We start from the raw sequence: 16,400 nt of genomic DNA on the forward strand, positions 1-16,400 counted from the left end.
GGGTGGCGACGGTTCCGATGGGGGTTGCCGTGATATGGTTTCCGCCATGGCGGCCGTCGGCGCGAGGGGCGAGCGGCGGTCGTGCCGCAAATCATAGAGTTGAGTCCGGGAGTGTCCATGAGCACACATTTTGACTGCATTGCCATCGGCGGCGGGAGTGGCGGCCTGGCCGCCGCGCGCCGTGCTGCGTCCCACGGTGCCCGCGCGGCCGTGATCGAGAGTGACCGCCTCGGCGGCACCTGCGTGAATGTCGGCTGCGTGCCCAAGAAAGTCATGTGGAATGCCGCCCACACGCGCGAGGTGGTGGAGCGTGCGCCCGACTTTGGTTTCGAGGTGGATCTGAAAGGGCTCGACTGGGAGACCCTCGTGGCCCGCCGCGCTGCGTACATCGAACGCCTCAATGGCATCTACGGCCGTAACCTGGACAAGGACGGCGTCACCCTGATCGAGGGGCATGCCCGGTTCGTGGACGAACGCACTGTGGAAGTGGCGGGCACCCGTTACACGGCAGATCACTTCATCATCGCCACCGGTGGCCGCCCCTCCTGGCCGGGTGTTCCCGGAGCGGAGCTTGGCATCGACTCCGATGGCTTCTTCGAGCTCGGCACTCAGCCCCGGCGCGCGGCTGTGGTGGGAGCCGGCTACATCGCCGTGGAACTGGCCGGCGTGCTCGCCGGGCTCGGCACGGAAACCACACTGCTGGTGCGTCGGCATGCGCCACTGCGTGAGTTCGACGCGCTCATTCAGGAGGGGTTGCAGGAGGCGCTGCCCCAGCATGGTGTGAATCTGGTCACCGAGTTCACGCCGGCGGCAGTGGAGCGCCGGCCCGACGGCACGCTCACCCTCACGGCGGAGGACGGCCGCAGCGTGGACGGGCTGGATACGGTCATCTGGGCCGTGGGCCGTCACGCCAACACCGACGACCTGGGGCTGGATGCCGCGGGTGTGGCAATGGACGACGCCGGGCAGATTCCCGTGAACGAATGGCAGGAGAGCAACGTCAGCGGCATCTACTCGCTGGGGGATGTCACCGGCCGCATTCCGCTGACGCCGGTTGCCATTGCTACCGGGCGCCGCCTGTCGGACCGCCTGTTCGGAGGGCAGCGCGACCGGCGCATGGACTTCGAGAACGTGCCGACCGTGGTGTTCAGCCACCCGCCCATCGGCACGGTGGGGCTGACCGAGGCCGAAGCGCGGAAGGCGCATGGTGACGCGGTCACCTGTTTCAGCACGACGTTCGTCGCCATGGACTACGCGCTCTCCGAGCACAAGCCCCGGACTCGCATGAAGCTGGTCACAGTGGGTGAGGAGCAGCGCGTGGTCGGTTGCCACGTGATCGGCGTCGGCGCCGACGAGATGCTGCAGGGTTTCGCCGTGGCCGTCCGGATGGGCGCGACCAAGCGCGACTTCGACGAGACCGTGGCCATTCACCCCACCAGTGCCGAAGAAATGGTCACCATGACCTGACGAGGACCGTCATGATTCGCACATTCGAGTCGTACCGCCCGAAAATCGCCCCCAGCGCCTGGGTCGACGAAACCGCCCTGGTCATCGGTGACGTGGAACTGGCCGAGGACGTCTCGGTCTGGCCCATGACCGTGGTGCGCGGCGACGTGCATTACATCCGCGTGGGTGCGCGCTCCAATATCCAGGACGGCGCGGTCGTCCATGTGGCTCACGCCGGCGACCACAGTCCGGGCTACCCCACCATCATCGGCGAGGATGTGACCGTGGGCCACAAGGCGATCGTGCACGCCTGCACGGTGGAGGACGCCTGCCTGATCGGCATGGCCGCCACCATCATGGACGGTGCAGTGCTCGGCAGTGAAAGCATTCTCGGTGCGGGCTCACTGGTACCGCCGGGCAAACAGCTACCCGGCGGCCATCTGTACGTGGGCAGCCCGGCGAAGGCGGTGCGGGAGCTCACCGAGGAGGAGCGGGAATTCCTGCGGTACTCTGCCCGCAATTACGTCTCGGTCAAGAACCGGCACCGGGCGTCATCGGGCCCCCTTGCCGAGAATCAGTGAGACCAGGAACAGGATAATGAAGAAGATGAACAGCACCTGCGCGATCCACGCGGCGGTGCCCGCGATGCCGGAGAAACCGAGAACTGCCGCAATTATGGCGACGACGAGGAACGTGAGGGACCATGACAGCATTGGATGACTCCCTTTCGTGAATTTGCGGGCTTCCCGGCGGACCGTCCATCAAAGATAACTGCGCATAACCGCCTGTCAATGCGCGGCTTACCATAACAGGAGGTCATGTGGCACGTGCACCGCTGGAGATCGCCGGCGTAACGATTCCTCCCGGTGGGCGGGAGACGGTGGAACTCCCCGCGGGGCAGCTCTACACCCACACCCCGGTCAATATTCCCCTGCAGGTGGTCCACGGTCGCCGGTCAGGGCCCTGCCTGGTGGTCACCGCCGCTGTCCACGGCGACGAGATCAACGGTGCCGAAATCATCCGGCGACTGGTGCGTCAGCAGATGCTGAACCGCATGGCTGGCACGCTGATCGCCGTACCCGTGGTGAACGTGCTGGCGTTCAGCGCCCGCTCCCGCTATCTCCCGGACCGGCGGGATCTCAACCGCAGTTTCCCCGGCAGTGAATCCGGCTCCATGGCTTCGCGTCTGGCGTACCGGGTGCGCAGCGAGGTGCTGGCGCGGGCGAGCCACGTGATTGATCTGCACACGGCGGCCATTCACCGGGAGAACCTGCCACAGGTGCGCGCCGATCTGGACAACCCCGAGGACGCAGCACTGGCGCGTGCGTTCGGCTTGCCGGTGGTGATCGACTCACCGCTGATCGAGGGCAGCCTGCGCAGCGCCGCGCGTGAGGCAGGGGTGCCGGTGGTCACCTATGAGGCCGGGGAGGCGCTGCGTTTCGATGAAACGGCGATCCGGGCGGGGTTGCAGGGCGTGATCCGCGTCATGCGGCACCTGCGGATGTTGCCGCCATCGCGGCGCCGGCAGCCGACCCCGGAACCGCAGTACGTCTCGGACGCCAGTAGCTGGATGCGGGCGGGGCAGGACGGGCTGTTCCGCGCGTCCGTGGCGCTGGGTGCCCGCGTCGCCGAGGGGCAGCCCCTGGGCTGGATCTCCGACCCTTTCGGCGGCGCTGAGCAACCGGTGAAGGCGGCCTTCCCCGGGGTGGTGATCGGGCGTGCCAACCTGCCACTGGTCCATGAAGGCGAGGCGCTGTTTCACGTTGCCCGCTTCGATCAGGTGGGCCGGGTGCACCGGGATCTGGAGCGGTTCAGCGAGTCGCTGGAGCAGGGCGAGGAATGGGGCGAGGAGCCGCCGATCGTGTGAAGGACCTGTGCGTTGCGGTGGGTTGCTGTATCCGGGAGCGACTCACGCAGCTCCGGGGCGGAGCCCGCCCGGCCCGAAGGGTGGCCGCAGGGATGCGGCCACCGGTTTACAGCACAGGGATGTGCTGTAAACCGGCCAGGGCATAGCCACGGAAACTTTTCTCCCGTGAGGGAGAAAAGTTAGGCGAAGTGCCGGAGCTCCCGGATACAGCAACCCACCGCTGCGCACCGCATCACGACCTGCGACGAGCTCCGTACAAGAGCAATCCACCGCCCACCAGCAGCAGCGGCGCGCCGATTACCAGGATGTACCACTCCGGCGTGCGGCTGGAGCGCAGGTTGTAGGCGCTGCCCGCCGCGATCCAGGGGGCGGCGTCATCCGTGAGCACCCACGCCACCGGGGCATCGAGCTGGCCCTCGCGCGCCGGCATCGGCAGCCAGTCGGGTTCGGCTTCCAGCGTGTCGTCGGCAAGCGGGGCCCGCCAGACGCCATCGTCACTGCCCGCGTATAGCCGGTCCTCGTCGTGGGCCAGGGTCAGCACACGGCGATCGCCCAGCAGTCCGCCCACCTGTTGCCATTCGTCCATGGGCTCCTGCTGGCGGAACAGGCCCTGATCCGTGCCGGCGAGCACTGTGCCGTCGGGCAGCGTGTGGAAGCTCAGCACCTTGGTGTCCGACGGGAGGCCGTCGTTGTCCGGAACCCAGCCGTCGGCTCCCGGCCAGAACAGATGCACCCCCGCCTCGATGGTGCCGCTGCGCACAAGGGTATCGCCGTCATCCTGCGGCGATACCATGACGCGGTACACCGGCGCCTCGCCGGCGGGGCGGCCGAGATCGGTCCAGTCGCCGTCCGGGCCGCGCCGCCAGACACCCGCGTTGCCGGCGGCAATCAGCGTCTCTCCCGACTGCGCCAGGTGGCTGATGCGCCCGGTGGGGGCGTCATCGCCGGTGAACGCCGTCCAGCCGTCGTCGTCGAACGCCAGGACGCCCCGCGTCGTGCCGGCCAGCAGCGGTCCGTCGCCACCCAGGAGCACCGTGCTGCGCGCCTCCTCCGGCAGCGGCGGGAGCTGGTGCCACTCGCCCTGTCGCCGTTGCCACACGGTGCCATCCTGGTGCGCCAGCGTGAGATGCTCCTGCCACCACGTCATTGCGGTCAGGTGGGCGCCGCGCCGCGGGTCATCCGCCTGCCAGCTGGGCTCGGTGGGGTAGCGTGCGATGGTGATCAGCGCCACCACCGCGGTGGCGATCATCACGAACGCCAGGGTTCTTCGCGACATGCTGTCCTCTTCAGGTAAGCGCAGAGCGATTTGTAACAGATTGTTGCAGGGCTTTGTGATGTAAGCACTTTTTCTTTTCGTTGTCAGCCGCTAATCTTGGGCGCTGACATGTTCGGGGGAAATCACATGAAATCAGCGTGGGCTCTTGCCGGCGCGGGCTTGGTTGTGCTCGCCGTCGCCGTGCCCGGTCGCGGTGTTGCGGGCGCGCCGGCGCCGGCGTTGTCCGAGGCCGACTGCCGCACGTTGCTGGTGCTGCACGCGGAGGTTCTCGAGGACGGGCTGGACGCCGACGCCAGTACGCGGGTCGCACTGGAAGAGGCGATCATCGACCGCCCGGGTTGCGGCGAGACGCAAGGGCAGTTGCTCGATGCCCGCAGCGGTGACGGCATGAACCCGTTCGACCCGCGTGAGCCCGCCGGCTTCGGGCTTCCCGGTGATGACGGAGAGGAGAAGTGAGCCGCCTGCTGCTGGTGCTGCTAATCGGGTTTGCCACGGCGCTGCATGGTGGACAGCGCTCCCAGGAACCCATTGGCGAGCAGGAGGACATGGGGGCATTACCCACCGCCGACCGCCAGCAGCTGGAGGGCTGGCTGCGGGCGCTGGCGGCTTCCTGGAATACGCCGCGGCTGAGCGACTACCTGGACCCCGATCTTCCGGACCGGCAGCGGCTTCTGGGTGCGATCGAGGATCAGGTCCCCCCGGATGCCGAGCTGCGCATCCTCTCCGTGGGGCCGGTTCGGGTTCTGGACGAGGAGCGCGCCCCCGGGGTGATCACGCGGGTTGTCCGCGTCTCGGTGCGTTTGCAGGTGCAGGGCTCCGCCGACAACGGCGGCCTTGAACGGCGGGAGAGCCGACAGGATCTGGTGGTTCGATGGACCCGACGGGTACCCCAATAAACTCCGTGCGTTTACTGTGGTTGCTGTTGCTGCTTCCCGCTCTCGGGCTGGCCGGGGGGGATGAGTCCGGTGACGGCGACTGGCGCGTGCGCGGTGACACCACGGCGCGCATGGAGTACTACAGCATTTCCGGTGACCGCGAGCTGGGCACCTATGCCGAGGACGGCCTGCAGGCCTACCAGGACCTCAACCTGGGCCTCACCCGCGGTGGTGATGGTGAGCCGCTCTGGGATATCGATTTCTCCAGCGTGGTGAGCGGCTCCGATTACCGGACTCAAGATCACGGCACGCGCATCGAATACCTGCGTCTGCACCACGAGAACGCCACATCCCCCGTGCCCTACCGGGTCGATCTCGGTGACCAGCAGGCATACTTCAGCCGTCTCAGTCTCGATCGAGATGTGCGCGGTGCACGCCTGGAAATGCAGCCGGAGCTCGGCCGGGCGGAGCACTCCCTGGTCTGGCTCTCGGGGAGCTACCGCAGACACTGGTACGACGACGACGAGACCCGGCTGCCGCATCTGGTGGAGCCGGAAGGCGACTACCACGGCGCCTCGTGGCTGGTAACCGACCCAACCCTTGGCGACTGGTCCCTGAACGTGGTGCACCACGACGAAATGGCGTTCACCGGCGAGGAACATCGCCACCTGGTGACCAGTGTAGCCGGAGACTGGGGCATGGAGTTCATGCGCCAGGACCTGGATGCCCAGGCGGAGCTGGCGCGGCTGGAGGGGCAGGCCTGGTCCGGTCTGCAGGATGATTCCGTTCGCGCCGTGGATGACCGGGGCTGGCGCGCCAGCCTCGCCGGCGAGGATCATCTGTTGCCCCTGCCGCTGGACTACAGTGTGCGCTACGAGCGCTTCGGTGCTGATTTCGAACCCGCGGGTACGGAAGTGGTGAGCGACAGCCGCACGCTCGCGGCCGCCGCCGGCCTGCAGTTGACCGACCGGACCCGGTTGCGGGGGCGCTTCAACCGTTACCGGGACGCCGCCGCCACGGCCAACCCGATCCGGATCGACGAGCACGGCATGGAAGTGGCCGTGCCATTCGGGATCGGCCCGGTGCACACGAACCACCGCGTGGATGTCCTGCACCGGGAGCGAGCCGACCGTGTTGGCGGAGTCGATCAGCTTACCCGTCGGGCCACCTGGGATCTGGAACTGCCGGTGACCGATTCCCAGGAGACACACATGAATCTCTACTGGCTTCACCTGGACGACCGTGCCAGCGGCCGGTTCGCGCGCACCGAGCGGCGGGCCAGTCTCGCCCACAGTGCCGGCTTCCGCGTGGGTGACCTGGACGTGAGTGCGGCACCGGGGGTTGCCTACCGCACCCGTGATGGCCACCTGGAGCAGCACGCTGTCCATCCCACCCTGTCCCTGGCGGCGACCGGTGCGCTCCACGAGCTGGGGGTCTCGCTGGGCTACCGCACGCTGGAGCGCCCCGGCCTGGTCAGTCCGGACGTGGACGAGTACCAGCTCTCCATGGACTGGCGTTATCGCATGAACCGCCACCAGTTCGGCCTGGAGTACGAGCACCAGCTCGTGGAGCCTCACGTACAGGAAGAACACCTCGATCAGTGGCGCGCCGGCATGTTCTGGCGTTACGACTTCTCCGGCGAGGGGTAGCGGGCTGCCCGCCACCTGAAGCGGCGGTTGCCTGCCCTGGTGGGGCGTTCTACAGTGCGCTGACGCTTTGGACCATCTGGAGTATGCGCACGCATGCGAGACTGGGAAGGACAGGCGGCACCGGAGCCGCCACCGCAGCAACCACCCCCGCGCCGGGTTGCAGGGCCGTCCCTGCTGCCCCCGGTGGTTCTGACACTGCTCATTGCCAACGGCGTACTGTTCCTGGCGCAGGGGGTTATTGGCCACTGGCTGCTGGCCACGTTCGCGCTCTGGCCCCTGGGCACGCCGGACGCCATGATGACCAGCATGGGCATGGAGCAGTATCCGGGGTTCCGCCCATGGCAGCTGCTCAGTTACGGGTTCCTCCACGGCGGCACGTTCCACCTGCTGGTGAACATGTTTGCCCTGTGGATGTTCGGTGTGGCGCTGGAGAACCTCTGGGGCTCGCGCCGGTTCGCGTTCTATTTCGTGTTCTGCGTGATCGGTGCCGGTCTCATTCAGCTGGTGGTGGCCACCAATGCCGCCGCTGATGGCAGCGTCTATCCGACCGTGGGCGCCTCCGGCGGGGTGTTCGGCATTCTGCTCGGCTTCGGCATGATGTTCCCCAACCAGCGCATCATGCTGCTGATTCCGCCGATCCCCATGAAGGCGAAGTATTTCGTGATCGCCTATGGCGCGTTCGAGCTGTGGGCCGGTATCACCGGCACCCTGGCCGGCATTGCCCATTTCGCGCACCTGGGCGGCATGGTCTTCGGCCTGCTGCTCATCCTCTACTGGCGGCACACCGGCAGCTTCCTCCGCCGGCCACCGGGGCCCATGTAGGGCCCCGGCACCCGCCGCTCCCGGATCCGCTGCCTCGTAGTGGCGTAGGGTGGACCTTCAGGTCCACCACCCCGGCCACGGCTCTTCAACCTGCATCACGTTTGGTGGACCTGAAGGTCCACCCTACGCGTGACCCCGCTCCCGCCGCTGCCGTACGCGTTCCGCGGCGTTCTCAAGGAGCGAGTACGCCGCCGGAATCACCGCCAGGGTCAGCAGCATTGACGAGATCATCCCGCTGATGATGGCCACCGCCAGCGGGCCCTGGGTCTCGGCGCCGGCACCGGCGCCGATGGCTGCGGGCAGCATGGCCAGGATCAGCGTCAGCGAGGTCATCAGAATGGGCCGCAGACGCACGGGGCAGGCCGCGGCCAGCGCCTCGTTCACGGACATGCCCCGTTTGCTCCGGTACTGGTTGGTGAGGTCCACCAGCAGGATGCCGTTCTTGGTGACCAGCCCCACCAGCAGCACCAGGCCGATCATGGAGTAGATGTTCAGGGTGTGCCCGAACAGCCACAGCCCGACGATGCCGCCGATCATCGCCAGCGGCAGCGCCGCGAGGATGATGAAGGGCTGCAGGAACGAGTTGAACTGGCTGCCCAGCACCATGTACACGAGCAGAATGGCCACCACGAAGACGAAGATGATGGCCGCCGCCGTGCGTTCGAACTCCTCGGCCTGGCCTACCAGGTTCAGGGAGTAGCCCAGCGGCATGATCTCTTCCGCCTCGCTCTCCACCAGGTCCACGGCCTCTGCCAGCGGGACCGACGGGGTCGAGAAGAACTGGGCCGCATACTGGAGGTCGTACCGCCCGATCACCGCGGGACCCAGCTCCGGCTGGAAATCCGCCAGGGTGTCGAGACGGATCATGTCGCCGTTCTCGGATCGCAGGTACAGCTTCGAGAGGTCCTCCGGCGTCTGCAGTGCCCCCTCGCGGGCCTTGAGGCGGACGTCGTAGCGTTCGCCGTCACCGGGCTCGTCGTTGTAGCGGGCCACGTCGATACCGCCGGCGAGCGCGTTGGCCGCGCGCGTGACGTCGAAGGTGCTGATACCCAGGTTTCGGGCGCGGTCTCGATCCACGTTCAGCACGAGCTCCGGCTGGTCCAGGTCGAGCTCCAGGTCGAGGGTGTCGATCTCGTCCCGGGCGCGCAGCCGCTGCTCCAGTTCCTCTGCCAGCTCCGCCACCTCGTCAAGCTCCGGGCCGCTGATATTGAACTGAAGCGGCTCGCCGCGCTGACCACCGATGAGCGGCACCGCCGAGGCGAACGCACGGACACCGCTCAGCTGTGCCAGTTCGCCCTGCACCTGGGCGGTGATCTCCTGCTGGCTGAGCGTCCGCTCATCGCGGGGCTCAAGGCGGACGAACGAGATGCCGTCGTTCACCTGACCCTGATCGCCCAGGCCGATGGCCGTGAAGTAGGTGTCTACGCCTTCCTGGTTGCCGAGCACCTCTTCCACCGCCCGCAGTTTCTCGTCGGTGTAATCGATGCTGGAGCCCAGTGGCGTCTGGATGCTGACCACGAACTGCCCCTCATCCTCCTCGGGGGTGAACTCGCCGCCAAGCTGCCCGAGCAGGCTGCCGGCCGCGACCGTCACCAGCAACACGATACCGAGCGTGACCCAGCGGAAACGCAGCACCTTCGCCAGCAGCCAGCGGTAACCGGACTCCATGCCGCGGAAGGCACCCTCCAGCGTGTTGTAGACCTTCCCGTGCTCCTTCGGTACCGCCAGGAAGCGAGAGCAGAGCATGGGTGTCAGGGTGAGGGCGACGATGCTCGAAGCCAGCACCCCCATGGCCACCACCACCGCAAAGGATTCAAAGAAGCGGCCGATGATCCCTTCCATGAACAGCACGGGCAGGAAGATGGAGACCAGCGACAGCGTCGTGGCGATAATGGCGAAGAAGACCTCGTTGGAGCCCACGATTGCCCCCTCCACCGGGTCCTCGATACCTTCCTCCCGGTGCCGGAAAATGTTCTCCAGCACCACGATGGCGTCGTCCACCACCACGCCGATGAGCAGCAGCATCGCCAGCATGGTGAGCGAGTTCAGGGTGTAACCGAATGCGAAGATGGTGGCGATGACCGCTGCCAGAGCCACGGGGATCGACAGCGTCACGATCAGCGTCGAGCGCAGGTTCTTCAGGAACAGCCACAGCACGAACGCCGCGAACAGGATCCCGAGCCCGATGGTCTGGTACAGGGTGTCGATCATCTCCAGGATGAACACGGACTGGTCCGAGGCGATGTTCACTTCCATCCCCGGCGGCAGCTGCGGCCGGATTTCGGTGTCCAGGCGCTCTTTCACCTCGTCGATGATGGCCACGGTGTTGGTGCCGGAGACCTTCACCACCCCGAGGCCGACCGTCGGTTCGCCGTTGAACCGGGCCAGTGCCCGCGGGTCCTCCAGGCCATCGATCACCTGTGCCACGTCCCGCAGCCGGATCAGGGCGCCGTCCTGGGAGGCCACGATCAGCTCCTCCAGCGCCTCCGGCTGGTGGTACTCCATGTCCAGCTTCAACAGCCGCTCGGTGCGTTCCGCCACCAGGAAGCCGCCGGGGAGCTGAAAGTGCTCCGTCTCGATGGCATTGATCAGGTCGGTGACCGTGAGGCCGAAAGCGGCCAGGCGGTCCGGCTCCACCTCGATGCGGATGTTGCGCTCCAGACCGCCGCCGATCTGGATCTCGCCCACGCCGTTGATGTTCTCGATCTGCGGCCGCACCACATTGCGCGCATACGTGCCGAGCTGCTGCAGGGTCCGGTCGCCCTGGACGCTGAGCCACATGATCGCCTGGGCGTCCGTCTCCACCTTCTGGACGATGGGGTCTTCGGCGTCTTCCGGCAGTTGCTGGCGGATCTCGTTGATCTTCGCCTGAACCTCGTTGAACGCCACGTCGATGTCCATGTCCAGATCGAACGTGATGGTCACGATGGATGTGCCGGGGCTGGACGACGACTGGATGTAGTCGATACCCGGCACGGTGTTCACCGCCCGCTCCACCTCCGAGGTGATGGAGGCGTCGATGATGTCCGGGTCAGCGCCGGGCTGCGCCACCACCACGTTGACCACCGGGAAGTCGATGTTCGGGATGCGGTCGGTGCCCACTTCCTGATAGCCGATGTAGCCGAACAGCACCAGTACGGCGCTGATCATCACGGCGAGCACGTGTCGCCGTATGGATAATTCGGGCAGCGTCATGCGTGCTTACTCCTCGGCGGTCCGGATGGCGGCCCCGTCGGACAGGAAGCCGGCCCCGTCCACGGCGATGATTTCGCCTTCATCCAGGCCGTCCCGGATCTCGGTGCGGTCCGGCCCGCGGCGCCCCACGTCCACGGCGCGCTCGTGGGCGGTGTCGTCCTCGATGACGTAGACCACCTCTCCGGACGGGCGCTGGATGATGGCGTCGTTGGGGATGACGATGCTCTCGCGCTGATCCACCAGCACTGAGGCGTTCACGCTGCCGCCCTGGCGCCAGCCGCCCGGATTCTCCACATTGACGATGGCCTCGAATGTGCGGCTCTGGCCGGCCAGCCCCGGGCGCAGCTCGGAGATGGTGCCGTCCACGTCGCCGCCGGCGACCGGGGCGCGCAGCTGCACGGGCTGACCCACTTCCAGCCGCTGGGCCACGGTCTCGGGGAACGGCAGACGGACCCGCAGCAGGTCCTGGCTGACGATGGTCAGCATGGGCTCGCCGGGGGACGTGTAATCGCCTTCGGATACCATGCGCTCGTCAATGGCGCCGTCCACCGGCGCCCGGATCGTGGTGTTGCGCAGGTCCCTCTCGGCATTGCGCACCTGGGCCTCGGCGCCCTGCAGATCCTCTTCCAGGGACTCCACCTCGCCCTCGGTGGTGTCGAACTGCGACTGGGTGACATAGCCGTCTTCCAGTAGCTTTGCGTTGCGCTCCAGCTCCCGTCGCTGGGTCCGCAGGCTGACCTCGAGCCGGCGAACGTCGGTCCGGGCCTGGGCCAGGGCCAGTTCATAGGGCTCCGGATCGATCTCCACCAGGGTGTCGCCGCGGGCAACCTCGTCCCCTTCCTCGATGCGGATGGCCTGAATCTGGCCCGACACCTCGGCGGTGATTGAGGGCGCTGTCTTGCTGGTCAGGCGGCCAATGGTGCGCTCGGTGTCGTCGACCGTGTCGCGTGCCACCTCCTCGGTGGTGATGAGCACGCCGTCATCCCCGGGGCCGCTGTCATCGTCCGCGGCGGCGTCGTCATCGTTGCTGCAGCCGGCCAGGGCGAACAGGCCGAGAAAGAGGAACAGGCTCAGTTTGCGGGCCATTGGGGGCTTCCCTTGCTGTATTGGTTCGAATTCACTCGTTCGTGTCGCGGTCCTGCGTCAGCCCGGGATGGAGCAGCGCCATGATCTCGGCACAATAGCGGTCCGGGTCGCAGCGCTGTCCGGCGTCGTCGAGCCGTGGCAACACGTCCCGCAGCTGGAAGTACATGAAGGCGCCACCGAGCAGCGTCAGGGTCAGGGCGAGCGTCGAGTCCGGTGTTGCTGTCTGACCCCCCTCCTTTCTCCGCGCCTCCGCAATGGTGTTCAGCAGGTCGTTCATGCCGTCGGTGATGGTGTCTTCGGCGCGCTGGCGCTGCGGATTGCCCGCGGAGTTGAGCATCTGGCGCAGAAACAGGTTCACCGAGGAAGGGTCCTGCAGCATGCTCCGGAGGTCGTCCACGAGAAAGCGCTCGAGGCGGTCGCTCAGGGGCCGGTCGTGGTCCGTCAGGTCCACCAGCAGCCCGTCGAACGTCAACCGCGAGTCCTCGAGCACGGCGTCGTAGAGTGCCGCCTTGTTGCGGAAGTGGTGAAAGACGTTGGCCTTGCTCACTTCCGCCCGCGCTGCGATATCGCGGATGGATACGCCTTCGAAGCCGCGTTCGGTGAACAGCAGGCGTGCCGCCGTAAGGATGCGCCTTGCGGCTTCCGTACGGGTGGTGGAAGGCTCTGGGCCGCTGTGCTGGGGCATATGGGCTCCCTCCCTTGTCGTCGGGCACGACCCCGCCTGTGGCCGGGGTGGCGGACATGGGCGGTGCATCGGCGTGAGGCTGACCGGTCGGTCGGACACTCGACTGTAGCGGCGTCGCCAGGCCGATGCAAGTCGAGCTGGAGCAGCGAGGGGCGGGGCGCGTCAGCCGCCGGCGGCGACGCCCGCGATCAGCAACAGCACCGCCACCACGGCGGCAGTGGCGTGCAGCAGGATCAGAGGCAGCATCACCGGTTCGTTGCGGCCGCGCACGGCAAGGGTAAACAGCCCCCCGATCGCCGCTAGCAGGAAGACGAAGAAGGCGCTGTTGAGCAGCAGGTTCTCGGGCCCGGTGAACACGCGGACGCCGAGGACAGTCAGCGCCGTCAAGGCGGTCGTGGCGTGGGCATAACCGAGGATCACGGCGGGGCGGCCCTGGCGCAGGCCGCGCCACAGGGTGGTGGCGCCCATGGTGATGGCCGTGATGAAGAGAATCAGACTGATACCCGCCATGGGTCGTGTCCCCGGTTATCGATGCTGGCGGCACAGTAGCACGGCCACTCCTGTAGACCCACGCCGGCTTGCAACTCGTGCGGCCGAACGGGGTCTGTCAACGTACGGGGCAGTATTCCCCTGGGGCCGACAATCAATCGGCGAGGAGGTTGGTGTGTGGATTCAACGTCTGGGTGTGGTCATGGCCCTGGCCGTCTGCGTCGGCGGACCCTTGGCGGCTGCCGATGCGCCGCCGGAGGAGTGGGGCTATGCCATGGAGCGCCAGCTGCTGCCGGACCGGGTGCGCCTGCTCATCGATGGTGAAACCGCCCTGGAAGGGCACATGCGCTTCGTCGGTGATCGTCCCGAAGCACGGGTGGAGGGGGAGTTCCGGGGCCATGCGCTGGATGTGCGGTGTCGCCGCAATCCGCTGGTGAACGCCCTGAACTGCTTCGTCCGCGTCGACGGCGAGGTGCGCAGCAATCACGTGATCGTGCAGTAGCGCGACGGGCGGTTCAGCCCGCCGGCGTCTCCCGCGCCGTCACCGCGTCCAGCGCGGCAAAGCCCGGGTCTTGCGCGGTATCCACAACCAGCACATCAGCCTCTTCGTCGGCGCCCGGGCGTTCGGCGGTGCGGAGCTGGTGGTCGAGAACGCTGGTATCCGCCTCCGACGGGTCCCTGCCGGTGCGTTGCCGGTCGATGATGCGGCGCCGCAGCTCGGCCTCGTCCGCGCGGCAGTCCACCAGCGTGAACGGGACACCCACCGTTGCGGCCAGTCTCCGGAAGCGGTCGCGCTCGCCGCGGCGAAGCGTGGCCGCATCCACGACCACGTCCGCACCAGCGCGGAGCAGCGCGGCGGCCAGAGCTTCGAGGCGCTGGTAGGTGCGCTCGGAGGCGGTGCTGTCGTAGATGCCTTCGCCCACACCGGCGCCGGTGCGGGCGGCGCGATCCATGGCGTGTAGCCGCTTACGCTCCACGTCCGAGCGCAGCCGGATCGCCCCCGTGCGCTCCACAATGGCAGTGGCCACGGTGGATTTGCCGCTGCCCGACAGCCCGTGCATGAGAAACAGCCCTGGTGTCGGTGCCCGCGTATCTTCGGCGGCAACGGCCAGGTAACGGTCCACGGCTTCCCGCGCCGTCTCTCGTGTGGCCGCGTCCGCATCCTGCAGCCGCAGGGCGTTTATCTTCGCCCGTACCAGCGCCCGGTAGACACGATAGAACGGCAGCAGGCCGACAGCGTTATAGTCGCCCGTGTGCTCCAGGTAGATGTTGGTGAACCGGGCAGCCAGTTCCGGCCGCCCGCGGCTGCGCAGATCCATGTCCAGAAAGGCCACTTCGTTGATGGTGTCGATCCAGCGCAGGGCTTCCGAGAACTCGATGCCGTCAAAGATGACCGGGCGGTCGTCGATGGCGACGATGTTCCCCAGGTGCAGGTCGCCGTGGCACTCGCGCACGTGCCCGCCGGCGTGCCGATCGGCCATCAGCGGCGTCAGGGCGGTGATCTGTTGCTCGGTCCAGTCGCGCAGGTGGGTGACGCGGCCGTCGTTGCCGAGCTGCTCGGTCAGGCTGGCGAGGTTGTCTCGGGCCGGTTCGGCCACCGCGTCCGGTGTGCCCAGGGGCGAGTCGTGCCCCGCGACCGCTGCCTGCTCGTGGAAGGCGGCGAGCTGGGCGGCGATGTCGTCGAGCATGCCGGAGCGCAGTTCACCCTGTGCCAGCAGGTTGTCGAGCAGGCGGCGATCGTCGAACCGGCGCATCTGCACGGCCCAGTCCAGCAGCGGGCCGTCGCCGTTGATCACGGGGTCGTCGGGCGTGCCGGTGATGGCGATGCGCTGGAGGTAGAGTTCCGGGGCGAGGCGGCGGTTCAGCCGCAGTTCCTCGTCGCAGGCATGGCGGCGCTGCGCGAGGGTCGTGAAGTCGAGAAAGCCGAGGTCCAGAGGCTGCTTGAGCTTGTAGGCGTAGCGCTCGGTGAGTAGCAGGGTGGAGATGTGGGTGCGCACGGTGGTGACCTGGGACACGGGATGCGGGTAGCGCCCCGGCTCCTGCAGCCGCGCGCACAGGGTTCGATGTTGGGCGGCAGTGAGTTCGGTCATGGCTGGTCCGGCTCCGAGATGGCGCGGCGCAGGTCGCGGATGACCGGGGCGGTGTCCGGCGAGACGCCGCGCCACAGGCGGAAGGATTCGGCAGCCTGCTCCACCAGCATGCCGAGGCCGTCCAGAGTGCGGGCGGCGCCGTGCTGCGCGGCCCAGCGCATGAACGGTGTGGGTTCGGGGCCGTAAACCATGTCGTAGGCGGTGGTGCCGGCGCCGACAATGCCCGTGGGCAGGTCGGGCATGCCGCCGCTGAGCCCGGTGGAGGTGCCGTTGATGATGAGGTCGAACGGTGCCTCGTCGCCCAGAGCGTCGAAGCCGCAGGCGCGCGCGTCGGGGGCTTCATGGCAGAGGGGGACCAGGCCCCGGGCGCGGCTGACGGTGCGGTTGGCGATGAGCAGCAGCGCCGGGTGTTCGGTGGCGAGCAGTTCCAGCACGCCGCGCACGGCGCCGCCGGCGCCGAGGACGAGGATGCGTCGGTTCTGCAGCGGGATGCGGTGGTTGTCGCGCAGGTCCCGCACCAGTCCTTCACCGTCGGTGTTGTCGCCGTGGCGGCCGCCGTCGGCACGGAACAGCAGGGTGTTCACGGCACCGCACGCCTCGGCCCTGGGGCTGCGGCTGTCGGCCACGGACCAGGCCTCTTCCTTGAAGGGGACGGTGATGTTGAGGCCGCTCCAGCCCTTGTCCTGAAAGAGCTCCACGGCTTCGGCGAAGCCGTCGGTGGGGACTTCCTGGCGGGTGTATTCGATGTCCTCACCAGTCTGCTCGGCGAACCGGGTATGGATCCACGGCGAGCGGCTGTGGGCGATGGGGTTGCCGAAGACGGCGTAGCGGTCGGTCATGGCTTGCCTGCTGCCTCTTGCATGGGCCCGGGGATGGGCGCTCACTGACGGACACGCTGTGAACCCATCCATGGGCGCTTG

16 protein-coding genes are annotated in these 16,400 nt (G+C 67.5%); 8 read left to right on the plus strand and 8 right to left on the minus strand.

Features of this window, described 5'->3' with window-relative positions; genetic code table 11:
• Positions 1–117: 117 nt before the first annotated feature.
• Both gorA and ACNSTU_RS05255 read left to right on the plus strand, forming a co-directional pair.
• A complete protein-coding gene (gene gorA, locus ACNSTU_RS05250) occupies positions 118–1,467 on the plus strand; it encodes a glutathione-disulfide reductase (RefSeq protein WP_290634725.1) in 1,350 nt (449 codons plus the stop codon).
• A gap of 11 nt (positions 1,468–1,478) precedes the next feature.
• Entirely contained in the window at positions 1,479–2,027 is a 549-nt protein-coding gene (locus tag ACNSTU_RS05255; RefSeq protein WP_290634723.1) for a gamma carbonic anhydrase family protein, read from the plus strand.
• Here the strand turns inward: ACNSTU_RS05255 and ACNSTU_RS05260 are convergent.
• Positions 1,998–2,159, minus strand: a complete 162-nt coding sequence (locus ACNSTU_RS05260) for a DUF1328 domain-containing protein (RefSeq protein ID WP_290634721.1) — start codon at positions 2,157–2,159, stop codon at positions 1,998–2,000. The two genes, ACNSTU_RS05255 and ACNSTU_RS05260, sit on opposite strands and share 30 nt — an antisense overlap.
• Before the next feature lie 107 nt (positions 2,160–2,266).
• Here ACNSTU_RS05260 and ACNSTU_RS05265 point away from each other — a divergent pair, with 107 nt between their 5' ends.
• A complete protein-coding gene (locus ACNSTU_RS05265) occupies positions 2,267–3,313 on the plus strand; it encodes a succinylglutamate desuccinylase/aspartoacylase family protein (protein WP_290634719.1) in 1,047 nt (348 codons plus the stop codon).
• Positions 3,314–3,545: 232 nt separating this feature from the next.
• Here the strand turns inward: ACNSTU_RS05265 and ACNSTU_RS05270 are convergent, their stop codons facing one another.
• Positions 3,546–4,589 (minus strand): hypothetical protein, encoded by a 1,044-nt coding sequence (locus tag ACNSTU_RS05270; protein WP_290634717.1) that lies wholly within the window; start codon positions 4,587–4,589, stop codon positions 3,546–3,548.
• A gap of 126 nt (positions 4,590–4,715) precedes the next feature.
• Between ACNSTU_RS05270 and ACNSTU_RS05275 the strand changes: the two genes are divergently transcribed.
• The 4 genes from ACNSTU_RS05275 (at position 4,716) to ACNSTU_RS05290 (ending at position 7,935) form a co-directional block, all read left to right on the plus strand.
• Positions 4,716–5,045 carry a hypothetical protein gene (locus tag ACNSTU_RS05275; protein WP_290634715.1) on the plus strand — a complete coding sequence of 110 codons (330 nt, stop codon included), beginning with the start codon at positions 4,716–4,718 and terminating at the stop codon, positions 5,043–5,045.
• A complete protein-coding gene (locus tag ACNSTU_RS05280; protein ID WP_290634713.1) occupies positions 5,042–5,485 on the plus strand; it encodes a hypothetical protein in 444 nt (147 codons plus the stop codon). Before ACNSTU_RS05275 ends, ACNSTU_RS05280 begins: the two co-directional genes overlap by 4 nt.
• A 5-nt stretch (positions 5,486–5,490) precedes the next feature.
• On the plus strand, positions 5,491–7,113 hold the full coding sequence (locus ACNSTU_RS05285) for a hypothetical protein (protein WP_290634711.1): 1,623 nt from the start codon (positions 5,491–5,493) through the stop codon (positions 7,111–7,113).
• Positions 7,114–7,284: 171 nt separating this feature from the next.
• Positions 7,285–7,935: a rhomboid family intramembrane serine protease gene (locus ACNSTU_RS05290; RefSeq protein ID WP_290634747.1), complete on the plus strand. Its 651-nt coding sequence runs from the start codon at positions 7,285–7,287 to the stop codon at positions 7,933–7,935.
• Positions 7,936–8,058: 123 nt separating this feature from the next.
• Here the strand turns inward: ACNSTU_RS05290 and ACNSTU_RS05295 are convergent, their stop codons facing one another.
• The 4 genes from ACNSTU_RS05295 to ACNSTU_RS05310 form a co-directional block, all read right to left on the minus strand.
• Positions 8,059–11,130 (minus strand): efflux RND transporter permease subunit, encoded by a 3,072-nt coding sequence (locus ACNSTU_RS05295; protein ID WP_418212162.1) that lies wholly within the window; start codon positions 11,128–11,130, stop codon positions 8,059–8,061.
• Between the two features lie 6 nt (positions 11,131–11,136).
• The gene (locus ACNSTU_RS05300; protein ID WP_418212163.1) at positions 11,137–12,216 is read right to left on the minus strand and encodes an efflux RND transporter periplasmic adaptor subunit; all 1,080 of its coding nucleotides are present in this window, start codon (positions 12,214–12,216) and stop codon (positions 11,137–11,139) included.
• 31 nt (positions 12,217–12,247) lie between these two features.
• Positions 12,248–12,901 (minus strand): TetR/AcrR family transcriptional regulator, encoded by a 654-nt coding sequence (locus tag ACNSTU_RS05305; RefSeq protein ID WP_418212164.1) that lies wholly within the window; start codon positions 12,899–12,901, stop codon positions 12,248–12,250.
• 162 nt (positions 12,902–13,063) lie between these two features.
• A complete protein-coding gene (locus ACNSTU_RS05310; RefSeq protein WP_290632868.1) occupies positions 13,064–13,411 on the minus strand; it encodes a hypothetical protein in 348 nt (115 codons plus the stop codon).
• 154 nt (positions 13,412–13,565) lie between these two features.
• Between ACNSTU_RS05310 and ACNSTU_RS05315 the strand changes: the two genes are divergently transcribed.
• Entirely contained in the window at positions 13,566–13,892 is a 327-nt protein-coding gene (locus ACNSTU_RS05315; RefSeq protein WP_290632866.1) for a hypothetical protein, read from the plus strand.
• 13 nt (positions 13,893–13,905) lie between these two features.
• Here the strand turns inward: ACNSTU_RS05315 and ACNSTU_RS05320 are convergent, their stop codons facing one another.
• Both ACNSTU_RS05320 and aroE read right to left on the minus strand, forming a co-directional pair.
• Positions 13,906–15,480: an AAA family ATPase gene (locus ACNSTU_RS05320; protein ID WP_290632864.1), complete on the minus strand. Its 1,575-nt coding sequence runs from the start codon at positions 15,478–15,480 to the stop codon at positions 13,906–13,908.
• Positions 15,477–16,319, minus strand: coding sequence for a shikimate dehydrogenase (aroE, locus tag ACNSTU_RS05325; protein ID WP_290632862.1), 843 nt, complete (start codon positions 16,317–16,319; stop codon positions 15,477–15,479). Before aroE ends, ACNSTU_RS05320 begins: the two co-directional genes overlap by 4 nt.
• Positions 16,320–16,400 lie beyond the last annotated feature (81 nt).

This window comes from Aquisalimonas sp. APHAB1-3 (assembly GCF_048323695.1).
Classification (GTDB): domain Bacteria; phylum Pseudomonadota; class Gammaproteobacteria; order Nitrococcales; family Aquisalimonadaceae; genus Aquisalimonas.